Origin of the sequence: Rhizobium sp. H4, from assembly GCF_003013335.1 — a bacterium.
Lineage (GTDB): Bacteria > Pseudomonadota > Alphaproteobacteria > Rhizobiales > Rhizobiaceae > Rhizobium > Rhizobium sophoriradicis.
In genome coordinates, this window is the sequence record NZ_PSOW01000013.1 from 159,116 (window position 1) to 180,767 (window position 21,652).

21 protein-coding genes are annotated in these 21,652 nt (G+C 61.5%); 11 read left to right on the plus strand and 10 right to left on the minus strand.

Going from position 1 to position 21,652, the window contains the following annotated elements:
• Positions 1-14 precede the first annotated feature (14 nt).
• Entirely contained in the window at positions 15-1,517 is a 1,503-nt protein-coding gene (glpK, locus tag C4N04_RS20890) for a glycerol kinase GlpK (RefSeq protein WP_106796914.1), read from the plus strand.
• A gap of 86 nt (positions 1,518-1,603) precedes the next feature.
• Here the strand turns inward: glpK and C4N04_RS20895 are convergent, their stop codons facing one another.
• From C4N04_RS20895 to C4N04_RS20915, 5 genes are all read right to left on the minus strand, one after another.
• Positions 1,604-2,446, minus strand: a complete 843-nt coding sequence (locus C4N04_RS20895) for an alanine--tRNA ligase-related protein (protein ID WP_106796915.1) — start codon at positions 2,444-2,446, stop codon at positions 1,604-1,606.
• A gap of 197 nt (positions 2,447-2,643) precedes the next feature.
• Positions 2,644-3,630: a 4-hydroxythreonine-4-phosphate dehydrogenase PdxA gene (gene pdxA / locus C4N04_RS20900; RefSeq protein ID WP_106796953.1), complete on the minus strand. Its 987-nt coding sequence runs from the start codon at positions 3,628-3,630 to the stop codon at positions 2,644-2,646.
• Positions 3,631-3,660: 30 nt separating this feature from the next.
• Complete coding sequence (locus tag C4N04_RS20905; RefSeq protein WP_106796916.1) at positions 3,661-4,794, minus strand: iron-containing alcohol dehydrogenase; 1,134 nt, start codon at positions 4,792-4,794, stop codon at positions 3,661-3,663.
• A 332-nt stretch (positions 4,795-5,126) separates the two neighbouring features.
• Positions 5,127-6,314, minus strand: coding sequence for an exo-alpha-sialidase (locus C4N04_RS20910; RefSeq protein WP_106796917.1), 1,188 nt, complete (start codon positions 6,312-6,314; stop codon positions 5,127-5,129).
• Between the two features lie 11 nt (positions 6,315-6,325).
• The gene (locus tag C4N04_RS20915; RefSeq protein ID WP_106796918.1) at positions 6,326-7,231 is read right to left on the minus strand and encodes a dihydrodipicolinate synthase family protein; all 906 of its coding nucleotides are present in this window, start codon (positions 7,229-7,231) and stop codon (positions 6,326-6,328) included.
• Between the two features lie 323 nt (positions 7,232-7,554).
• On the opposite strand from C4N04_RS20915, the gene C4N04_RS20920 reads away from it, so the two are divergent.
• From C4N04_RS20920 to C4N04_RS20950, 7 genes are all read left to right on the plus strand, one after another.
• The gene (locus tag C4N04_RS20920; RefSeq protein ID WP_106796919.1) at positions 7,555-9,192 is read left to right on the plus strand and encodes an ABC transporter substrate-binding protein; all 1,638 of its coding nucleotides are present in this window, start codon (positions 7,555-7,557) and stop codon (positions 9,190-9,192) included.
• A 133-nt stretch (positions 9,193-9,325) separates the two neighbouring features.
• A complete protein-coding gene (locus C4N04_RS20925) occupies positions 9,326-10,282 on the plus strand; it encodes an ABC transporter permease (protein WP_085739127.1) in 957 nt (318 codons plus the stop codon).
• A gap of 2 nt (positions 10,283-10,284) precedes the next feature.
• Positions 10,285-11,244: an ABC transporter permease gene (locus C4N04_RS20930; RefSeq protein ID WP_040112849.1), complete on the plus strand. Its 960-nt coding sequence runs from the start codon at positions 10,285-10,287 to the stop codon at positions 11,242-11,244.
• On the plus strand, positions 11,241-12,248 hold the full coding sequence (locus C4N04_RS20935) for an ABC transporter ATP-binding protein (protein ID WP_096763280.1): 1,008 nt from the start codon (positions 11,241-11,243) through the stop codon (positions 12,246-12,248). The genes C4N04_RS20930 and C4N04_RS20935 overlap by 4 nt, the downstream gene beginning before the upstream one ends.
• Positions 12,248-13,240 (plus strand): oligopeptide/dipeptide ABC transporter ATP-binding protein, encoded by a 993-nt coding sequence (locus C4N04_RS20940; RefSeq protein WP_096763281.1) that lies wholly within the window; start codon positions 12,248-12,250, stop codon positions 13,238-13,240. Before C4N04_RS20935 ends, C4N04_RS20940 begins: the two co-directional genes overlap by 1 nt.
• Positions 13,237-14,301 (plus strand): four-carbon acid sugar kinase family protein, encoded by a 1,065-nt coding sequence (locus C4N04_RS20945; RefSeq protein ID WP_106796920.1) that lies wholly within the window; start codon positions 13,237-13,239, stop codon positions 14,299-14,301. Before C4N04_RS20940 ends, C4N04_RS20945 begins: the two co-directional genes overlap by 4 nt.
• A gap of 21 nt (positions 14,302-14,322) precedes the next feature.
• The gene (locus C4N04_RS20950) at positions 14,323-15,087 is read left to right on the plus strand and encodes a FadR/GntR family transcriptional regulator (protein ID WP_040112853.1); all 765 of its coding nucleotides are present in this window, start codon (positions 14,323-14,325) and stop codon (positions 15,085-15,087) included.
• 34 nt (positions 15,088-15,121) lie between these two features.
• Here the strand turns inward: C4N04_RS20950 and C4N04_RS20955 are convergent, their stop codons facing one another.
• The 5 genes from C4N04_RS20955 to C4N04_RS20975 form a co-directional block, all read right to left on the minus strand.
• On the minus strand, positions 15,122-15,430 hold the full coding sequence (locus C4N04_RS20955; RefSeq protein ID WP_106796921.1) for a HigA family addiction module antitoxin: 309 nt from the start codon (positions 15,428-15,430) through the stop codon (positions 15,122-15,124).
• Between the two features lie 28 nt (positions 15,431-15,458).
• Complete coding sequence (locus C4N04_RS20960) at positions 15,459-15,737, minus strand: type II toxin-antitoxin system RelE/ParE family toxin (protein ID WP_096763284.1); 279 nt, start codon at positions 15,735-15,737, stop codon at positions 15,459-15,461.
• A 138-nt stretch (positions 15,738-15,875) separates the two neighbouring features.
• The gene (locus tag C4N04_RS20965) at positions 15,876-16,139 is read right to left on the minus strand and encodes a hypothetical protein (protein WP_106796954.1); all 264 of its coding nucleotides are present in this window, start codon (positions 16,137-16,139) and stop codon (positions 15,876-15,878) included.
• Between the two features lie 72 nt (positions 16,140-16,211).
• Entirely contained in the window at positions 16,212-16,739 is a 528-nt protein-coding gene (locus C4N04_RS20970; RefSeq protein ID WP_106796922.1) for a DUF4142 domain-containing protein, read from the minus strand.
• Positions 16,740-16,842: 103 nt separating this feature from the next.
• Positions 16,843-18,825 carry a protein-L-isoaspartate(D-aspartate) O-methyltransferase gene (locus tag C4N04_RS20975; RefSeq protein ID WP_106796923.1) on the minus strand — a complete coding sequence of 661 codons (1,983 nt, stop codon included), beginning with the start codon at positions 18,823-18,825 and terminating at the stop codon, positions 16,843-16,845.
• A 274-nt stretch (positions 18,826-19,099) separates the two neighbouring features.
• On the opposite strand from C4N04_RS20975, the gene C4N04_RS20980 reads away from it, so the two are divergent.
• The 3 genes from C4N04_RS20980 to C4N04_RS20990 all read left to right on the plus strand — a co-directional run bounded on the left by C4N04_RS20980 (position 19,100) and on the right by C4N04_RS20990 (position 21,623).
• Positions 19,100-20,995, plus strand: a complete 1,896-nt coding sequence (locus C4N04_RS20980) for an APC family permease (RefSeq protein ID WP_040112856.1) — start codon at positions 19,100-19,102, stop codon at positions 20,993-20,995.
• Positions 20,996-21,069: 74 nt separating this feature from the next.
• Positions 21,070-21,315: a hypothetical protein gene (locus C4N04_RS20985; RefSeq protein WP_106796924.1), complete on the plus strand. Its 246-nt coding sequence runs from the start codon at positions 21,070-21,072 to the stop codon at positions 21,313-21,315.
• Positions 21,316-21,359: 44 nt separating this feature from the next.
• The gene (locus tag C4N04_RS20990; protein ID WP_010043920.1) at positions 21,360-21,623 is read left to right on the plus strand and encodes a hypothetical protein; all 264 of its coding nucleotides are present in this window, start codon (positions 21,360-21,362) and stop codon (positions 21,621-21,623) included.
• The last annotated feature ends 29 nt before the right edge of the window (positions 21,624-21,652 follow it).

Genomic DNA, 21,652 nt, shown 5'->3' on the forward strand with positions numbered 1-21,652 from the left:
AGCCGGAGACGGATATGAGCGGCTATATTCTTTCGATCGATCAGGGCACGACGTCTTCGCGCGCGATCATCTTCAACGGCGACATGAAAATGGCAGGCTCCGCTCAGGCGGAGATCACGCAATACTATCCGCACCCCGGCTGGGTGGAGCACGACGCTGCCGAAATCTGGCAGTCCGTCGTCGATACGATGCGCAAGGCGATCGCTGATGCCGGCGTGGATGCCGCCGCGATCGCAGCCGTCGGCATCACCAATCAGCGCGAAACGGCAGTCGTCTGGGATCGCAAGTCCGGAACACCGCTTTACCGCGCGATCGTCTGGCAGGACCGGCGCACGGCGGAAATGTGCGATAGCCTGAAGGCCGATGGATATGAGAAGCTGTTTTCCGCCAAAACCGGACTGCTGCTCGACCCGTACTTTTCGGGAACCAAGCTGCGCTGGCTGCTCGACAATGTCGATAGGCTGCGCGAGAAGGCCGAGGCGGGCGAGGTCTGTTTCGGCACGATCGACAGCTGGTTGATCTACAAGCTGACCGGCGGCCGCGTGCATGCGACAGATGCAACCAATGCATCGCGAACGCTGCTCTACAATATCGATGACGGCGCTTGGGACGAGGAACTTCTCGGCATTCTCGGCGTCCCGGCCGCCATGCTGCCCGAGGTCAGGGAATGCGCCGATGATTTCGGCCGCATCGACAAAGCCTTGCTCGGCGCCGAGCTTCCGATCTTCGGGGTCGCCGGCGACCAGCAGGCGGCGGCGATGGGCAATGCCTGCTTCGAACCCGGCATGATGAAATCGACTTACGGCACCGGCTGCTTCGCCCTGCTGAATACCGGCCGGGATCGAGTTTCCTCCGCCAACCGGATGCTGACGACCATCGCCTGCCGCCTCGACGGCGAGACGACCTATGCGCTCGAAGGCTCGATCTTCATCGCCGGTGCCGCCGTGCAATGGCTGCGCGACGGCCTTGGCATTATCGGCCAGGCGTCGGAGGCAGGGGTGCTTGCGGCCAAGGCGGATCCCGGGCAGCAGGTCTATATCGTCCCCGCTTTCACCGGGCTCGGCGCGCCTTATTGGGATCCGGCTGCGCGTGGTGCGATCTTCGGCCTGACGCGCAACAGCGGACCGGCGGAATTCGCCCGCGCCGTGCTCGAATCCGTCGCCTATCAGACGCTCGACCTGCTCGTGGCGATGAAGAGGGATTGGGGCGCCAATCAGTTGGAGACGGTGTTGCGCGTCGATGGCGGCATGGCGGCTTCCGATTGGACGATGCAATGCCTCGCCGACATGACCGGAAACCCCGTCGACCGCTCGGCGATCCACGAGACGACGGCGCTCGGGGCCGCCTGGCTTGCCGGCTCGAGGGCCGGTATCTGGCCGGGCAAGCGTGAATTTGCCAAGGCTTGGGCCTGTGATCGACGTTTCAGCCCCGCAATGGCGGAGACAGAGCGGCAGGCCAAGATCATCGGTTGGAAGAATGCCGTCTCCCGGATGATCTCGGACACTTCGGCGGGATAGCCGAGACGGTGCAATGCGGATCGCCGCGGGGCATCTACGGCGGTGGCAAGGCCTCCCGGGTTCAATTCCGGGAAGCCTCATCCCTGCTACTCGATGATCTCCTCGATGTCGGAGAGATCAATGCCGTGGGTGTCGAACCACCATTCCGCCCCCTTGTCGCAATAGCGATCGCGCAGGCGCAGATACTTGGCGCCGAGCCGCTTCTGGCGTTCGACCTCTTCCCCGAAGAACGGATGGTCGAGCGTGCCGCCCATCCTGTGGATACGGCGGAGCAGTTTGCGCAGAACATATCCCTGCTCCTTATTACCCGGCCGATATCCGCTTTCTACGATCGTCATCACCGTCTCGCGCAATGTCTCCAGCGCATCGGCCGGCGGCGTGCCGTTGACGATCATATCGAGACGCTCCGCGCCGAAGCCGACATCGATACAGCTTCCGAGCGGATTGACAATGTTCCCGATCTCTATGCCATGCTTGTAGAACTCGGTGCAGTATCCGCTGATGCTGCCATCGCTCCAGATGCATTCGGCATCTGCAACGATGGGTACGCGCCCGCCATAGAGCGGCGTCCATTCGATCAGGCGGTCTGGATGCATCGTTACGTGATCCGGCGCCAGACCGAGCGTTCCGAGAAACGCGAGCCAAAAATCGATGGCGTCGCCGACGGTCATTTCCCTGAAGGAGAAAAGCCCGAGCATGGTGAAGTGGAGGAAGTGAGTTCCGTCGCCGATCTCGTCGAGGTCGCCCAAGCGCAGGCAGGCCTGGCTGTTTGCGACTGTTCCGCTAAAAGAAGGATCGGAGAAGAGAGGCTTGTATTGCTGCATGCCAGCGCTGCAGAAGAGCGTTGTATCGTCATGCGGCCGTACGGATTCGATGCGTGTGAAGTCGATGCCCTTGGAAAGGCAGAAGTCTTGATAGTGCTGGATCAGGCGTCCCGCGGTGTCATAGGCAACCTCCTTTGCTGTTCGTGCCCGCTACAACATAGCGATGTCACGCCTGTGCGGCAATCTTCTGCGGCCAGCAGCCACGCCGTTCTATCACCGCGACCTGTTCGGCATGTGACGAGGCGAAGTAAGAGATCCCCGTTCCCGCGAGGCGTGGCCGCCGCTCCTTCGGAATAGGGCGATTACGCGTCCCGCCGCGGTGAGCTCGCCATCAGCCGGGCATAGGCGATGGCCGAGAGCATGTTGACGTGATTGGCCTTGCCGGTGCCGGCGATGTCGAAGGCGGTGCCGTGATCGACCGAGACGCGGTCGATCGGCAGGCCGAGCGAGACGTTGACCGCCGTCTCGAAGGCGACGAGCTTGATCGGGATGTGGCCCTGATCGTGATACTGGGCGATGACGAGATCAAAGGCGCCGTTATAGGCGCGAGCGAAAACCGTATCGGCCGAGATCGGACCGACGACGTCGATGCCCTTGGCCTGCGCCTGTTCGACCGCCGGCACCAGGAATTCCATGTCCTCGGTGCCGAACAGGCCGTTTTCGCCGCAATGCGGATTGAGGCCGGCAACGGCGATGCGCGCCTGTTTGCCGATACGCAAGAAATGATTGTGGCCGGCCTCGATGGTCGCCAGCACCCGCTCGGTCTTGGCCCGTTCGATCGCGCCCTTCAGCGAGATATGGGTCGAGACATGGATGGTGTTCAGCCGCTCCGAGGCAAGCAGCATGAAGGAGCTCTTTGAGCCGGTGAGATGGGCGAGCAGCCCGGTATGGCCGTCATGGTGATGGCCGGCTAGGTTCATCGCCTCCTTGTTGATCGGCGCGGTGACGATGACATCGGCTTGACCTGACATGGCGAGATCGACGGCGCGAGTGATATAGCGCACGGAAGCGTCGCCCGCGACCGGGCTGACCTTGCCGATCTCGGGCAAAGCGGCGGCGAGTGGGACTTCATCGACGGCGATCCTGTCGTCGCTGGCGGCGTCGGCAGAACCGAATTTCAGCGCGGTGCCGCTGACGCGGTCGGCGCGCTCCAGCGCTTCGACATTGCCGACGATGACGAAATCGCGACGCTCCTCCTTCGGAAGGGCTGCCAGTGCCTTGACGATCACCTCGGGGCCGACGCCGGCGGGATCACCGAGCGTCACGGCGACTTTTGCATTCCTGTCCATCATCAAAGTCCCTTCTGAAAACCCTGTCGCCTAGAAAGCGGCCGCATAAATCGAGCGAATGTCGGCGCGGGTGAGATCGCGCGGATTGTTATCGAGCAGACGGCGGATGGCAAAGGCGTCGTCGGCCATGGCGTCGAGATCGCTTTCCGGCACGCCAAGGCCTGACAGTTTCATCTCGATGCCGAGCTCGGCGCAGAAAGCATAGGCCGCATCGAAGACGGATGTCGTGTTGTCCGAGGTTTGACGCCCAAGCGCTTCCATCACCGCTTTCGTCTTCCCCGGTGCAGACGGCGTGTTGAAGGCGAGAACATGCGGAAAGATCAGCGCGTTGGCAGCGCCATGCGCCACATGCCAGCGGGTGCCGAGGGGATAGGCAAGCGCATGACCGCCGGCGGTGTTGACCGGGCCGAGGCAGAAACCGCCGTAAAGCGAGGCGAGCGACAGGCCGGCGCGCGCTTCGGCGTCGTTTCCGTCTCTGACGGCGCGGGCGAGATATTTGCCGACCAGCCGCGTTCCCTCAATTGCATAGATATCGACCATCGGATGAGCCTTGCGGTTGGTGAAGGCCTCGACGCAGTGGGCCATCGCGTCGACGCCGGTGGCGGCTGTGGTTCGGGCCGGCACGGTGAAGGTGAGCGCCGGATCGATGACGGCGATGTCGGCCAGCATATGCAGGCTTTCGACTGCGAGCTTGGCCATCGTCCTGGGGTCGGTGACGAGCGCGCGGATGCCAGCCTCGCTGCCGGTGCCCGATGTCGTCGGCACCTGGGCGAGCGCTGCCTTGCGCGGTCCATGCACCTTGTTCGGGCCGACGACCTCATGCAGCGTCTGCGCCGAGCCGGCAAGAACGGCGGCGAGTTTTGCCAGATCCATGGCGCTGCCGCCGCCGAAGCCGACGATCAGCTCGGCGTCAGCGCCGTTGGCCGCCGCCAGGACTTTTTCGAGGTTGGCCGTATCCGGCTCCGGCGTCACGTCGGCAAAGACCGTCACCTCGCCCTTCAATTCCAGCAGGTCGATGCGCGCGGCATTGAAAGCGTCGGAGATGACGAGCGTGCGCCTGAAACCCTTTTCGGCAGCCCATTTGCCGAGCTTTGCCGCCATGCCGATGCCGAATTCGATCAGATGCGGCCGAACGATGGTGATAGGCGAATCCAAGCTGGCCATGAAGTCCTCCTGCAGGATCTTGCGGCGATAATGTCAGCCCATTTATTGTAAAGTTGTAAGATCAATGTCAAGCAGGCATTCCTGGCTCGGGGAGATTTTATCACCGGCATGGCCGGTCCAACCGATCGACCCCTGAAAATATCTATGTGAAAACAGATACTTATTGAAAGGATGAATGAAGCGTCAATTGAAAGGTTAGCCGCTATCACGCCGTGGAGGAGAGCCAAAATTGTTGTCAAATCCCGGCGCGAGCCGGCCAATTTCCTGATGTCCCGCATACTCTCACGCAAGGATCGCAAAGCCGATTTTACAATTCCAGGCCGGCAGCTTGCTTACGGCAGCGCTTGCGGGGCGAGCCGCACATATTTGATGGCGCGCCGGTAATAGGTGTAGGCGACATGGAGCGTGCCATCGCTGCCCTGGACGACCGAGGGGTAGGAGAATTCGCGGTTCAGCGAATCCTTCGAATTGTTGCTGAGGCAGAAGCCGTCGCCGGTATCGAGATCCATGCGCTGCGGAAAGGTCCTGCCGCCATCCCTCGAGATCGCCAGGCTGAGCGGCGCGCGCGGAACACCCCAGACCGCCTTGCGGCCGGCATCGGCAACGATAGCAGCGCTCTCTCCAGCCTCGTCACCCTCGATTTCATCGTAGAGAGACTGGCGTCGCGCATCCGACATCGTCGCATTCGAATGGTTGTAAACCATTACAATCATTCGATTATCCAGAACGGTGGCCTGGATTGAGGAGTTGTTGTTCGGCAGTTCGGTGGGCTCGGGCGGGCTCCAGCTTTCGCCGCCGTCCGCCGATCGGCTGGAAAGTATGGTTTCGGCGAAACGATTGCGGTAAAAGGCGACCATCTCGCTGCCGCCAAGCGGCAGGATGTTCATGTGCACGGCGCCGAGACTGTCCCAAATATCGACCATTTGCCAGTTCGTGCCGCGGTCACGGGAGATCAGCACCGCTGCCGTATCGGCATCGCCGCTCCAGCGCTGGCCCTCAAGGCCGACGCAGCGGAAGATCGGCAGCAGCCAGTCGCCGCGGTCGTTGACGACAATCGGCTGGCGGACGAAGGTACCGGGGCTGTCGCAGAGGATTTGGGCCGGGCCGAATGTTTTGCCGCCGTCATTCGATGTCCGGAATTTGACAATCGAGCCATCCTGGTTGCCTGACGTCTGCGATGTGTAGAGCAGCCAAATCTTTCCGTCAGGGGCGTTGAATATCAAGGGGTTCTGCTCGGATTTCTCCGGATCGTCGCTCATCTTTTCCGGTTCCGACCAGCGATCGGAGCCCGGCGCCAGCCGCGACATGTAAATCGAAATGTCTCCCATGCCCTCCATCGTGCCGCCGAACCAGACGCAGGTTAGCGTGCCGTCGGGGAGAAAGGCAAGATTGGCCGCATGGTTCTGGATGCAGGGGGAGGGCAGGTAGGCGTCGGCGCGGCCTGCGACAGAGGGGTGAGGGGTGACGGCCCCGGTCATCAGAGCAGGGACGGCTTCCGGAGGCAGGCCGGTAAAACGCATGGCGGATCTCCTCAGGACAATTTGGCGTAGCTATTGGCGAGTGCGGCATAATCCGCCTCGGCGAGCGGCATCAGCGGCGCGCGCGTGCGCTTCCAGGCGGGATTCCCGGTCTTCAGCCCGACCATTGCCTTGATCGTCGGGATCTGGACGTAGGAATTGGAAAGCGTGCGATAGGCGTTGATGCGCGCCTGCGCCGCCTCGACATCGGCGGCGCGCGCCTCGTCATGGACATGGTCGTAAACGGTGCGGAGCGAATCCGCCACCAGATTGGAAGTGGCCGTGATGCAGCCGGCGCCGCCGGCCTTCATCAGTGGTAGCAGCAGCGGATCGGCGCCGGCCAGGACAGAAAATCCGGGATAAGCGGCGATAATTGCCTGCATGTTGTTGAAATCGCCCGCCGATTCCTTGATGCCGACGACGGTTTCCGGAAATGCCGCAATCAGCCGGCCGATCAGTGGAATGGACAGCGGAATGCCCGAAATCTGCGGGATATGATAGAGAATGACCCGCAGACGCGTATCCGCGACCTTTTCCAGCACTTGCGAATAGGCAGCGAAGAGGCCGTCGTCGGAGACGCCCTTATAATAAAAGGGTGGCAGCATCACCACTTTGGTGACGCCGAGCGACAGTGCGTGCCGTGTCAGTTCCACGGTCTCCGGAATGGCGACGACGCCGGTGCCCGGCAAAAGCCTGTCGGCCGGAATGCCGGCCTTCACAGCCGCTTCCAGAATGGCGCGCCGCTCATTGCCGGAGAAGGAATTGGCCTCACCGGTCGTGCCGAGCAGGGCTACGCCATGACATCCCTCGGCCAGCAGCTGCCGGCAATGGTCGGTGAAAAGCGCGAAATCCGGCGTGTTGTCAGCCGTCAGCGGCGTTGCGGCCGCGCTGAAGACGCCGGTGATCCTGTGATGGCTCATTTCTCCTCCTTCGGTGCGCCCTGGCTTGCCGATCCGTGTCCGAACCGCGCGACTGCGCCCGATTGTCATGCATCTGCCTGCGATGGAGTGCTAAGAACTTTTCCATTGTGGCGCTTTTGTCAAGAAGACAAAAGGGATTAATCTGAAAGCGAAAATTTATCTGATTGTAATTCTTCATATTTTTTGAAAGATAAATTTTGTTCGAATGAAAATCGCGGATTTTTGTTGACATATTTACAATAACGAGAGAACGATAGACGACGGATTGTGCTGCGCCTGGCAGCGCAGGGAGAGCGCTGCCGATTTCACCTGGGAGGAATGACATGTCTTTTGATCAATCGGATAAAACCAATTTATCGCGCCGCAACGCGCTGAAGCTCGGCCTTGCCGCCGGCGTCGGGCTGACGGTGTTCGGGATGAATGCCCGCATCGTGCTGGCCGATGAAGGCCAGGTACTGAAAGTCGCCCATCCGGCATTCGACCAGGATTGGTCGCCGCTGCGCGGCGGTGGCAGAACGTTCCGCTGGAACTCGATCTGGTGGGCTTCGCCGATGTATTTCGACAGTCAGGGCAATATCAAGCCCTACGTCTTCACCAGCTGGGAATCCGCCGACAACACAGTCTGGACCTTCAAGATCGACCCCAAGGCCGTCTTCTCCGACGGCAGCAAGATCACCTCGGCCGACGTCAAGGGATCGTGGGAAGTCGCCTCAATGCCGAACACCAAGAGCCAGCGCGCCGACCAGGTGCTGAGCAAGGTCAAGGGTTATGCGGAAATCGCCGCCGGCTCCGGCAACGAGCTGACCGGTGTCGCGACACCCGACGAGGGCACGGTCGTGGTGACGCTGGCTGCTGCCGATCCGATCTTCTTCATGCGGCTCGCCAACCACATCGCCCCGATCACCAAGGCGTCGCAGTCGCGCGGCAGCGACGGCGAGGAAATCTTCGATTGGTACAAGCCGGAGAACAAGCCGGTCTTCTCCGGCCCCTTCAAGCTGACGAGCATCGATATCGATGCCGGTAAGATCACCTTCGAGCCGAATGAGAACTTCTTTGGGCAGAAGCCGAAGCTTGCCCGCATCGACATCACCTCGATCGAGGATAATGTCACCGCGACGTCGCTGATCAAGTCGGGCGAGTTCAACGCCCATACCGAGCTCGTCACCTCGACGATCATCCAGGATCTCGGCCCGGAATTCTCGGCAGGCCCGCTGATCCCGACCAGCCAGCACTTCTGGTTCAACATTTCCCGCGCGCCGATGGACGATCCGAAGGTCCGCCAGGCGCTGATCATGGCGGTCGACCGCGACGGCCTGTTCAAGGCGTCCTATCCGGATGGGCCGCACAAGAAGGCCGACCAGATCCTCAACTCGGTTCCCGGCGCCGACAATTCCGGCTTCGAGGCCTTTCCCTATGATCCGGCAGCCGCAAAGAAGCTGCTTGCCGAATCGAGCTATGGCGGGCCCGAGCGCCTGCCGAAGATCCTGTTCGTCGGCATTTCGGCGCCGGCCATTCAGGCCGCCGCCCAGTTCATTGCCGAGCAGTGGCGTCAGAACCTAGGCATCACTGCCGTCGACATGAAGCCGCAGCAGGACTCCTATGCCGGTCCGGATCAGAACTCGGTTCAGATCTTCCGCGACGACGTCGGCACCCGTGTCCCGGACGCCGTCTCCTATCTCACGGGCAGCATTGCCTCGACCTCGTCGAACGCGCAGAACAAGCTTGGCGGATACAAGAACGACAAGGTCGACAGCGCCCTTGCCGAAGCGGCGACCAAGGCCGCGGATGATCCGCAGCGCGTTGCTCTCGCCCAGGAAGCCCAGAAGGCATTCCGCGAGGATTGGGCCTTCATTCCATGGTATTCTCAGGCGATGTCGCGCTGGGCCATCAAGGAGGTGAAGGGACTCGAGAAGAACCTCGACTGGCAGATCGCCGAGCCCTGGAACATTTCCATCGGCTGATTGGGCCTATCGTTTCTGACAATGAGCGCGCGAGGGCCGCAAGGCCTTCGCGCAAGTTTCAAGAAGAAGAGATGCGAACCGCCGGGCTTCTGCAAAGGGCGGGAACGCATTGCACAACAGGTGGGAGGTGGCCTTGCTGCGCTACGTGCTAACACGGTTTGCCATCTGGATTCCGTCCGTTCTGGTGGTGATGCTGGCCGTCTACGCGCTGGCTTTCTACGGCGCCGGCGATCCGATCAAGCTCATCTTCCTGCGCGCGCCTGGTGACGTCGCCTATAATCCGCAGCGCATCGAAGCCATCCGTGAAAGTGCTGGCCTCAACAGGCCCTTCATCGAACAGTTCGGCCTTTACATCTGGAACCTGCTGCACGGCCAGTTCGGCAATTCGCTGACATCGGGCCGCGCCGTCTGGGCGATGGTCTCGGCTGCCGCCCCGGTCTCGTTCCAGCTTGCCCTCTGCGCCATCATCCTGACAGCCCTCGTCGCAATTCCGCTCGGCATGATCGCAGCGCTGAACCAGAATTCGCGCCTCGACTACGCCATTCTGGGCTCGGCGCTCTTCCTCTGGGCGATCCCGGCCTATGTCGCAGGTCCCTTGCTGATGGTCGGCCTGATCGTGCTCTTGCCGGGCGCAAGCGTGCCTTATGGCTGGGGCGGCGTCTTCGATGTCCGCATCCTGCTGCCGCTGCTCGTGCTTTCCTTCCAGCCGATCGCGCTGATCGTGCGCCAGACCCGTGCTGCCGTCATCGAGGTGCTGTCGGAGGATTTCGTTCGCACCGCCCGCGCCAAGGGCGTGCCCGAGATTATCGTGGCGCTGCGCCATATCCTGCGGCCGGTGCTGACGCCTGTGGTGACGCAGCTCGGCCTGATCATGATCACCATCGTCAACGGCGCGATCTTCGTCGAACTCGTCTTCGGTCTGCCGGGCCTCGGCCGGTTGACGGTGCAGGCGCTGATCAATTCCGACTACCCGGTCATCCTGGCGATCACTCTGATCGGATCGTTCCTGGTGATGGTGTCGAACTTGCTGGTGGATGTGCTGTATCCGCTGCTCGACCCCCGCGCCAATGATTCAAGAAGGAGCCGCTGACCGTGTCCGCAATCCCTCTTTCCACCCCTGAAACGATCGAGGAACCGCCGGTCAGCCTCTGGCGCGACGCCTGGCATCGGCTGAAGCGCAACAAGCTTGCGGTATTCGGCCTCGTTGTCGTGCTGCTCCTCGCATTCACCGCGATCTTCGGGCCGTATCTCACGCCCTATGATTATCTCAGCCAGGATCTCAACGCCCGCAATGCGCTGCCGTCGATTAGCCACCTCTTCGGAACCGACGACCTCGGCCGCGACGTCTTCAGCCGCGTGGTCTTCGGCACGCGGACCGCTTTCCTCGTTGCCGTCATCGTCACCTTCTTCGCGGTGCTGATCGGCCTGACGCTCGGCGCCGTCGCCGGCTTCTTCGGCAATCCCTTCGACCGCGCCATCATGTGGCTGACCGACGTGACGATGTCGGTGCCCAACCTGCTGCTCGTCGTCGTCATCAACGCCTCGCTAAAGTCGCCGATCACCCGCTGGATGGAGGCGCGCTACCTCGAGACCCTCAATCCCTTCTACCGCCAGACGATCTGGGTGGATTTCATCCTCGTCTTCGGGTCGATGGCGCTGATCTCCTGGCCGCCTTACGCGCGCCTGGTGCGCGCCCAGGTGCTGTCGATCCGCAGCCGACCCTATATCACCGCCGCCCAGGCGCTCGGCCTGTCGAATTGGGTCATCATCAAGCGTTATGTGGTGCCGAATGCGCTCGGGCCGCTGATCGTTTCGGTCAGCGCCGGTCTCGGCACGGCGATGGTGCTGGAAAGCGCCTTCAGCTTCCTTGGGGTCGGGGTCAATCCGCCAACGCCGAGCTGGGGCAACATGATCTCGGACGGCCTTCGCGTCTGGCAGCATTATCCGCATCTTCTCGCCGCTCCGGCGGCCGTGCTCGGCCTTGCCTCGGTTGCCTTCAGCTTCCTCGGCGACGGCCTCAATGACGCGCTCAATCCGCGGGGCAGTAAATGATGGACACCCAAAACAGAGAACGCCTGCTCGATGTCAGGGGCCTCACCGTCGAGATCGACGGACGCAACGGCCCGGCCGTCGTCGTCGACGGCATCGACCTCCATGTCGACAAGGGCGAGACGCTCGGCGTCGTCGGCGAATCCGGCTGCGGCAAGAGCCTTACCATGCTGAGCCTGATGCGGCTCCTGCCGAACAAGATCAAGGTCGCCAAGGGAACGGCCACCTTCGCCGGCCGCGACCTGCAGACGATGTCGAATGCCGAGCTGCGCAAGGTGCGCGGCGGCGATATCGGCTTCGTCTTCCAGGATCCGATGACGTCGCTCAATCCGGTCATGCGTGTCGGCGACCAGATCTGCGAACCGCTGATCTATCATCGTAAAATGAAAAAGGCGGAGGCTCGCGCCCGCGCCGTCGAGCTTCTGCGCCTCGTCGGCATTCCCGGCCCGGAAGAGCGGCTGCAGGCCTTTCCGCATGAACTATCAGGCGGCATGCGCCAGCGCGTGATGATCGCGATCGGCCTTGCCTGCAACCCGAAGCTCCTGATCGCCGACGAGCCGACGACGGCGCTCGACGTCACCATCCAGGCCCAGATCGTCGATCTGGTGAAGGATCTGCGCGCCAAGCTCGGCATGTCGGTCGTCTGGATCACCCATGATCTGGCATTGATCGCCGGCCTCGTCGACCGCGTTGCCGTGCTCTATGCCGGCACGGTCGTCGAGGATGCGCCGGTTGACGAACTCTATGCCCGCCCGAGCCATCCCTATACGCGCGGCCTGCTCTCCTCGATCCCCAAGCTCTCCGATCCACCGGCAAGCCGGTTGAGCTCGATCGGCGGCACGCCGCCGGAGCCCGGCCGCCGGCCAAAGGGCTGCCCATTTGCGCCGCGCTGCCCCCTCGTCGAGGCGATCTGCCACGAGAAGGTGCCGCGGCTCGAACCCTTGAGCGGCAGCAGCAACCATCGCGCCGCCTGTTTCGTCGTCCAGAGAATGCAGGAGGCCGCGTGATGGCTGCGCAACCGCTGCTCAAGGTCGAAAACCTGGTCAAGCATTTCCACGTCAAGCTCGGTGCCTTCGGCGAACGCTCGGCCACCGTCTATGCCCTCGACAATGTCGATCTCGACATCATGGAAGGCGAGACGCTGAGCCTCGTCGGTGAATCCGGCTGCGGCAAATCGACGACCGGCTTCACCATCCTCAACCTCTACAAGGCGACCAGCGGCAGGGTCGTCTACAAGGGACAGGATCTCGCCACGCTCGACGAGAAGCAGATGCGGCCGTTCCGCCGCGACCTGCAGATCGTCTTCCAGGATCCCTATTCGACCCTCAATCCGCGCATGACCGTGGGCGAGGCGATCGGCGAGCCGATCCTCTTTCACAAGCTTTGCACCAAGGCCGAGCTGAAGGACAAGGTCGCGGCGCTGCTCACCGATGTCGGCCTGCCCACACGGTTTGCCCAGCGTTATCCGCACGAGCTTTCCGGCGGCCAGCGCCAGCGCGTCGTCATCGCCCGGGCGCTCGCCTGCCAGCCGAAATTCATCGTCTGCGACGAGGCGATCTCGGCGCTTGACGTGTCGATCCAGGCGCAGATCATCAACCTGCTGCTCGATCTGCAGGAGAAATACGGCCTGACCTATCTCTTCATCGCCCATGACCTCGCGGTGGTGCGCCATATCAGCACCCGCGTCGGCGTCATGTATCTCGGGCGGCTCGCCGAGCTTGCGACCCGCGAGGAGCTCTTCGACAATCCACTGCATCCCTATACCAGGGCGCTGCTGTCGGCCGTTCCCGAGACCGATCCGGAACATGAGCGCACCCGCCAGCGCCAGATCCTGCAGGGCGATGTGCCGAGCCCGCTGAACCCCCCATCCGGCTGCCGTTTTCACACGCGCTGCCCGATCGCCATGGATGTCTGCAGCAAGGTCATACCCGTCTGGAAAGAAGCCAAGCCCGGCCATCTCGTCGCCTGCCACGCGGTTAATACGGAAGAGATCGCATGACGCTGAAGGCCGCGATCATCGCCGACGATCTGACGGGGGCGCTCGATACCGGCACCCCCTTCGTTGCGGCCGGCCTCTCGGTCGCAGTCGCCGTCGATGTCGGAGCGGCGCAGGAGGCGATCGCCACCGGCTGCGATGTCGTCGTCGTCAATACCGCCTCGCGCGCACTTGGCGAGCGCGATGCCGCCGAAAAGGTCCGATCGGCGGCGAAGGTGTTTCGCGACGTGAAGCCTGCCGTCGTCATGAAGAAAATCGACTCCCGGCTGAAGGGAAATGTCGCGGCGGAAAGCCTGGTGCTTGCGGATGCGCTCGGCCTGAAGGATATCCTCGTAGCGCCCGCCATTCCCGACCAGGAGCGCCTGACCTACCGTGGCTGTGTCGTCGGCCGCGGCGTCAACAAGCCGCTGCCGATCGCCGATCTGTTCGAGAGCCGCTCGGACAATGTCATCGTTGCCGACGCCGCGGACGATGCCGATCTCGATCAGATCGTCGCGGGTCATGTCTGGCTGACGACGCTCGGCGTCGGTGCGCGCGGCCTCGGTGCGGCCTTCGCCCGCCGGCTCGGCGAAGCCGGGCGGCGGCCGGTGACGGAATTTACGCCGACCCCGCGCACGCTGTTTGCCTTCGGTTCGCGCGATCCGATCACGTCAGCCCAGATGAACCGGCTCGAAACCTCCGGCGCCTTGCGCATGGTCGTGGACGCGCCGATGGGGCAGATCGAATGCGGCGAGGGCCTGGCGTTGCCGGTGCTGCTGCGCTGTACCGGCGACATGGCGGCCGATGCGGCCCTCGTCGCCGGTGACTTTGCGGCAGGTGTCAAAAGGGTGATCGACGATACGCGGCCCGATATGCTGATGGTCGGCGGCGGCGATACGGCGCTGGCAATCCTGCATGCGCTTGAGGTGAAGGTGCTCACGCCGAAGGGCGAAATCGAAGCGGGTATTCCGTGGTTCGATGTGACGGCCAACGGCGGGCGGCCTTTTCGGTGTGCCGTCAAATCGGGGGGCTTCGGTAAGCCGGATAGTTTGTTAAAGCTGGTTCTTCGGAATCAGGCGGCATAAGATACCGTCGGGGAGAATGACGTGACTGAAGCAAATGGCGAATCTTTGAACGCGGAAGCCGGCCCGCCGGGCAAGCCCGAACGCGGCAAGGCCGTCAAGCTGGTCGATCGCGTCTTCGACCAGCTGCTCGAGCGGATCCGCGGCGGAAACTATCCGCCGGATTCCCGCCTTCCCGGCGAACACGAACTTGCCTCGATGCTCGGTGTTTCCCGACCGATCGTCCGCGATGCGCTCGCGCGCCTGCGCGACCAGGGCATCGTCTATGCCCGCCAGGGGGCAGGCACCTTCGTCAGTGCGCATGGATCGCCGACGGCCCAGCTTGCCTATTCGCCTGTTAAGACCATTGCCGATATTCAGCGCTGCTACGAATTCCGCCTGACGATCGAGCCGGCCGCCGCCTATTTCGCCGCCAAGCGCCGCAATGAGCAGGCGATCCAGAAGATCGCCAATGCGCTTGCCGATTTGCGCGAGGCGACAAGCCACCAGCTTCACCGCACCGATGCCGATTTCATCTTCCATCGCGCGGTGACGGAGGCTGCCAACAACCATTATTACACCGCCTCGATCGATGCGCTGAAAGCCCATATCGCCGTCGGCATGCATCTGCACGGCCTCTCTTTGCTCGGCCCTCGTCAGGGGCTCGAACAGGTCTATGAAGAGCATAACGCCATCTACAAGGCGATCGCCGACGGCCGGGCCGACGACGCGCAACGGCTGATGAAGGCGCATCTCGAGGGCTCGAGGGACCGGTTGTTCGAGGGCAGGGTGCTCGACCTGTCCTTCTGAGCGTGCATCTCCCGGAAGACAAGCGCGCCTTTGCTCAGGCTGCCCGGATCGTCGGGATGCCTGAGACGTCAACTTCGCGTTCGGCGTGCCAGGCATCATATGCGGCCTGCATGCGCAGCCAAATTGCAGGGCCGTCACCGAACAATTTCCCGAGTCGGGCAGCGACATTGGGCGACACCGGCTTCTTCTCGTTCAGAATATCGTAGAGTTGCTGACGCGAGATACCGAGCAGCTTGGCGATGTCCACCTTGGTCTTTCCAGTTGCCGGGATGATGTCCTCAAGCAGTGCCCCAGGGTGGGAGGGGCAGCGGGTTGTCGGCCTCGTAGTTTCATACACGGGCATCGGATGTCAGTCCCCAGTCCGAGCCGCCTCAATGATACTGCTCGAAATCGACTCGGGCGGCATCGTTGCCATCGAATTCGAATGTGATGCACCAGGGGCCGTTGACATGAACGGTATACCGGGTGGGATTGTGACCCTTGAGGGCATGGAAATCGAACCCAGGCAGGTTCATGTCGTCTGGCTTTTCGGCTTGTTCCAAGCGGTCAAGTCGGATCAGAATGCGCTTCTGCAGCTTGGCGTCGATCTTTGCGGTTTTGCCGATCTCGAAAAGATCTGCAAGAGCTTTGCTTCTGAACGACTTAATCATCGTCGATGTGTAAGTGTTTAGCTGACACCTGTCAACGATTAAATGACAGTCCGCGTGCCGAATTCCGGCCAGTCGAGGAGATGGGGCGCAGGCCGATAAGCTCGTCGCTGGGCTGATGATCGCTCCGCCGGTCGGTTGCTATTGCCTGAGGCGGCCCCAGGACGGATCCCACGCAACGCCTTCGACAAGATCGACGAAGATGGGGGCGTTGCCGCGATGGTTTTCCGCCAGCTTGAACGCTGCCTCAGGTTCCATTTCCTCGCCGGGAAAGATCGTATCGTCCTGATCCGTATCTGCGACCTTGCGGACATATCCTCTGATCTGGTTCCCCGATCGATAGAGCTTGACGATCAGCGAGCCGGCCGGGACGGCGCCTGCGGAATACCTGACATATTCGTGCATATCTTCCGCCTCTTCCTGGGTTCTCAACGCCTCCGGCCGATCCTCGTTGCCTTGGGCCATGGGGTCTTCCGGCTATTTATTAAGTTCTTCGGCCATCTGGAGATGGTGTTCCAGCGCAGGCCGCGTGCTTGCCGCCCACGCCTTCAGTTCCGGATTATCGCCTTCGTCGCCGTAGCGCTTGAAGAGATCGACCGCGTCTTCGTGGGCTGCTTCCTGATCCGCGTGATATTGCTTGTTGAAATCGTCGCCCTTGAGGCCGTTCAGCTTGTCGAGCATGCTTTGCTGATCCGAGGTCATTGCGTCCGGAAGGGTCGCTTTGACCTTGCCGCCCGATACCAGCGCCTTTAGTTCCTCGCTGGTTTTCTGGTGCTCGGTCAGCATTTGCTGCGCAAAGGCTTTTGTCGCTTCATCGCCGCGTTCGACCGCGAGCTTGCTGGAGGCGATTTCGAACATGTCGCTTGCCGCCGCCTCCTTGACAAAATCCTCCGTCTTTGGCGGCACGCCCATCAGGGAATTGACGCCGCTCTTCTCAGCCGCCGATTGCGCGAAAGCAGGAACGGCAAGCGAAAGGGCGAGCGAAGCGATAACAAAGCGTTTCATACTGATCTCCTGGGTTGGTGATCCGCTAAACTTGCGGATGCGCCGAGAGTTCCCGGCTTCGCACGTGAGACTGATCTCGGCTGCTTCGATGGAGGTGCCGGGCCTAGAAACCGTAAGGGAAGGTTTCCTGATCGCCCTTCCCGGACTGCTGAGCGACAAGCGGTGACAGCGCGTGCGTTTCGTCGAACCAGATGAAGGCGTCGTACTGCCGCGACAGGGATGTCGACATGTAGTGGCTCAGCCGTTCGGATTCCGGCCTGTAGATCACCCCGATGAAGCGCTGAAGTCGCTGTTCGACCAGGCTTGCGTGCAGTTCCTCATCGGCCTTGAGGTCGAGGAGAAATTGCGGCTTTGCGGCGTCGTGACATAAGCGCTCGTAGCTCTGCGGGAGCGACGGGTTGAGTTGCTTCCTCTCCGGCCGCCCGTCCCAATCGTCGGCGGCGATCACTTCGCCGCAATGTGTTCCCAGTCCGATCAGGCTTGTCATCCCGGCGAAACGCTGCCGGCACAGCTGACCGAGGCTGAGTTCGTCGCGAGCGGTTGCCATGTCTGTGTAGCGGGCGTCGCCGATATGTGAGTTGTGAGCCCAGATGATGATCTTTGCCGCTGGTCCGTGAAAGTCGAGAAGGTGCTCGACCGTGTCTGCCATATAAGAGTCGCGCAGGTTCCAGGCTTCGGCACCGCCATAATACATGACGCGATAATATCGTTCGGCGGCGGCGAGCAATCTTGCGGACTGGACGGCGTTCAGAAAGTCATCGTTGTCCGAGGCCGCGTCATTCAGCGATCGGGCCAGAAGTTCGGTGCATTGCTTCAGCACCGCATCCTCGCATGATCTGTAAGCTTCGGTCAGCACGGCCCGACCATAAGTGGCGGGATTGCTCTGCCAGGGGCTGAGGCAGCCGTAGCGCTCCCTGGCGATCTTGGCTGTCTCCGGACTGACATTTTCGAGATAGTGAAGGACGGAGCGGATCGACCCCGACATGTTGTAGAGATCGAGGCCATAGAACCGCACCGGATCCTTTTGCGATGCCTTGCGCCGTTCGTTTTCCTCCTTCATCCAGCCGATGAACCGCGAAAACTCCAGATTCCGCCACATCCACCGGGGAAAACGGCTGAATGGCTCGCCGTCTGTCGGTCTCTGGCCATTGATCCAGTGGTCGATTGCGGAAGCGTCCGGCCAATCCGCTTCGACTGCAATCAGATTGAACCCATGATGTGCGATCAGATGCCGGCTGATGGCAGCCCGCGTCTCATAAAATTCGGCTGTGCCGTGGCTGGATTCCCCAAGCAGAACAATGCGGCTGTCAGCAAATCGATCGAAAAGGGTGGCAAAGCTCTTGTCCTCGATCGATGAAAATTCTTCCGCCGCTGCCGAGATCAGTTTGCTGGGTACTTCTTCCGTGGGCGACGACAGGGCTGTTGCGGTGTACATTGGATGGGCCGCGGTCCAGGCATCCTCGCCGATCAGCGGGACGAAGAGCACGCCGCCCAAATCTTCCTCCTCGAAGGTGGCCGGCCCCGTGCGTGTGATGCGTTTCAGGCGCTGTTCCTCGCCGCCGCCGACCGGGATGATGAGCCGCCCGCCGAGATCCAGCTGCTCCTTCAGAGCGGCCGGCACCTCGGGTGCGCCAGCGGAAACGATAATCGCATCGAAGGGAGCAGCTTTGGCCCAGCCTTTGCTGCCATCGCCCACCCGGACGTCGATATTGCGATAGCCCAGCTTTTCAAACCGTTCTCTGGCCTGAAGCGCCAGCCGTTCATGGCGCTCGACGGAATAGACGTGTCGCGCGATCCGGCTGATGAGGGCAGAGGCGTATCCGGAACCGGTTCCGACCTCGAGAACCTTGTCACCCGCATCCAGATCGGCCTTTTCGATCATCAGGGCAACGATGAAAGGCTGCGAGATTGTCTGACCCTCGCCGATCGCCAAGGGCGCATCCTCATAGGCGAACTCCTCGAAGCCCGGATCGACGAATTTTTCGCGCGGCACCATGCGCATTGCCCTGGTGACGTTTTGATCATGGATGCCGCGGCCCACGACGTGATGTTCTACCATGTGGTCTCGGATGCGGGTCATATCCATGGGATTACCTCCACTCTCGAAGACAACAGCCGAAAGCAGGTGGTTGTTCCGAAGCAGCCGGACCGCAGGTCTGGCTATGGCTTAGGCTCGTTTCAGCCGTGGTCTCCGCCGGCGACCGTACCGCCGCGCCCGTCAGAGCGGCATTGATTTGCGCGCGTCGGAGGATCGCTCCCGGCCGTCCTGCCTCTCGGTCACATCTTTCCATGACTTTGCCTCGGGAACCGTGGCGGTCTCCCGTTGTTGGTTATCGCTCAGCCTGGATAAGGAATAGAAATTGAACCTCAGCACCCTCATGTTCGGTCGGCGTCTTGCCAACCGCGAGCACGAAGACAAGAAAATTGGTTGGGTCGAAGCCGTGCCCGCGATTGGACTCGATGGCCTGGGATCGTCCTCCTACGGCCCGGAAGCAGCGCTCACCGTTCTCATTCCACTCGGTGCGCTCGGCCTGGTTTATATCGGCCCGGTGATGGGCTGCATCGTCGCTCTGCTGGCGATCCTCTATTTCTCCTACAGGCAGACGCTTGCGGCCTATCCGACGAACGGCGGCGCCTATGTGGTGGCGAAGGAAAATCTCGGGGAATATCCGAGCTTGCTTGCCGCCGCGGCGTTGATGATCGATTACGTCCTGAATGTCGCGGTTGGCGTTTCTGCGGGGGTCGGGGCGCTTGTCTCGGCAATACCGAGCCTTCACCCCTACATCGTGCCGCTCTGCCTCGCGATCGTCTTCGTCGTCATGCTGGCCAACTTGCGCGGGACGGGGGAGGCCGGCTGGCTGTTCGCACTGCCGACCTATCTCTTCATCATCTGCTTTTTGGGTGCGATCGCCTATGGGCTGGTCGGACTAGGCCTGGGGGAGAAGGCACCGGTCGTCGCGCCGCCGCCGCTCGGCCCGGCGGCACAAGGCGCAACACTGTGGCTCCTCATGCATGCATTTGCCAGCGGTTGCACGGCTATGACCGGCGTTGAGGCTGTTTCCAACGGAATGGGCTCGTTCAGGCAACCCGTCATGCGCAACGCCTATTTCACTCTTACGATTATTGTCGTTGTTCTCGGTTTGCTGCTTGGCGGTGTCGCGACCATCGCCACCGCCTTTGAGATCGGTGCAATGGATCAGACGAGAGAAGGCTACCAGAGCGTGCTGTCGCAGCTGCTTGCCGCCATTGCCGGCCACGGCGCCTTCTATTATATCGCCATGGCAAGCCTTCTGAGCATCCTTTGCCTTTCGGCCAATACTAGTTTTGTCGGCTTTCCCCGGCTCTGCCAGATGGTCGCCGCCGATGGTTATCTTCCTAAGGCCTTTGCTCAGCCGGGGCGCCGGCTGGTGTTTACCGCGGGCATCCTCTTTCTCTCCGGCTTCGCCGCGCTACTTCTTATCGCCTTCGGAGGGATTACCGACAATCTGATACCCCTCTTCGCGATCGGGGCCTTTTTGACGTTCACGATCTCTCAAGCCGGTATGACCCAGCATTGGCGCCGCCGGTCCAGGCGGTATGGCGCAAAGCTCGCGATAAATGCGGTCGGCGCGGTTTCGACTGCAGCAGCGCTAGTCATCATTCTGATCGCAAAATTTGCCGAGGGTGCATGGATCACCCTGGTTGCTGTTCCCGTAGCCATAGCCGTTTTGAAGATGATCAAGAGCTACTATATCTCGCTTCAACGCGAACTGCGGAAGCCGGGTCCGATCACCCTCGAAGATATCGAGCCGCCGACGGTTCTCGTTATAACCGAAGCATGGAACAGACTGAGCGAACGCGCCATTAAATTTGCCCTGACCATCTCGCCTGATGTCGTTGCGGTTCATTTCATCCGTCTTGGCGGACCTGATCGGGAGGAGGGCGAAAAGGCGCTCCGCGAGAAATGGCGCATCGACGTCGAAGAGCCGATCGCCGCATTGGGTTTGAGACCGCCGCGGCTCATGCTCATCCCTGCTCCCTATCGGCAATTGCACCAACCGCTTCTGCGGCTGGTCGAAAAGCTGGATGCGGACAGCCCGGAAAGGCGTGTCGCGGTTCTCATTCCCGAAACCGTCAAAGATAGATGGTGGCAGAAGCTTCTGCACATGAACAGGGCAGGGCGGCTACGGACAAAACTCGTCAAGCTTGGGGGGCCGCGGCTGACTGTGGCCACGGTTCCCTGGCGGTTATATCGGGAAGAGCCGCCGCCAGCATGAGGACCTTTCGTTCGTGTCGTCCGGGGAACTTAGTGTGAAGAGCGAAGTTGGACAGCCATCAGCAAGAGGCGCCAATGTCCACCAATCCCCTGATGAGCGAACCGGTCGAAGATCTCGCCAACCGCCTGGAAGCGATGACGGATGACGAGTTGTTCGAAACCATGAATGAGCTGGAAAAAGCGAGCGACAGAGCCGACCAAGACGCAATGGAGGAGGTTCTGTCCCGCATCGCTCTGACCGAAAGCGAAATCGAACGGCGCTATCCCGGCCGACTGCTGGCACCGTATCGCGAGTGGAAGCAAAGACAGCCGCTCCTGTGACTGTGACGGGTTTGCGCAATGCAAAAGAATAGACGGAGGTATAGATGAGCAGCTCTGAGACGACGACGGACCACAAGAAGATCCGCAAATGGGCGGAGGACAGGGAAGGCAGGCCGGCTGCTATCCGAACCGGCGGCAAAGGCGGCGTCCTGCGCATCGATTTCGGAGAGAAGGAAGAGGAATTCGACGAGATCGGCTGGGACGAATTCTTCAAGATCTTCGACGAAAACAAACTTGCCTTTCTCTACCAGGATAAGACCAAAGACGGGAAGACAAGCCGCTTCAACAAATTCGTCGAGCGTGACTGAACGCCCTCACGCGGCGATCGATCGCCGCG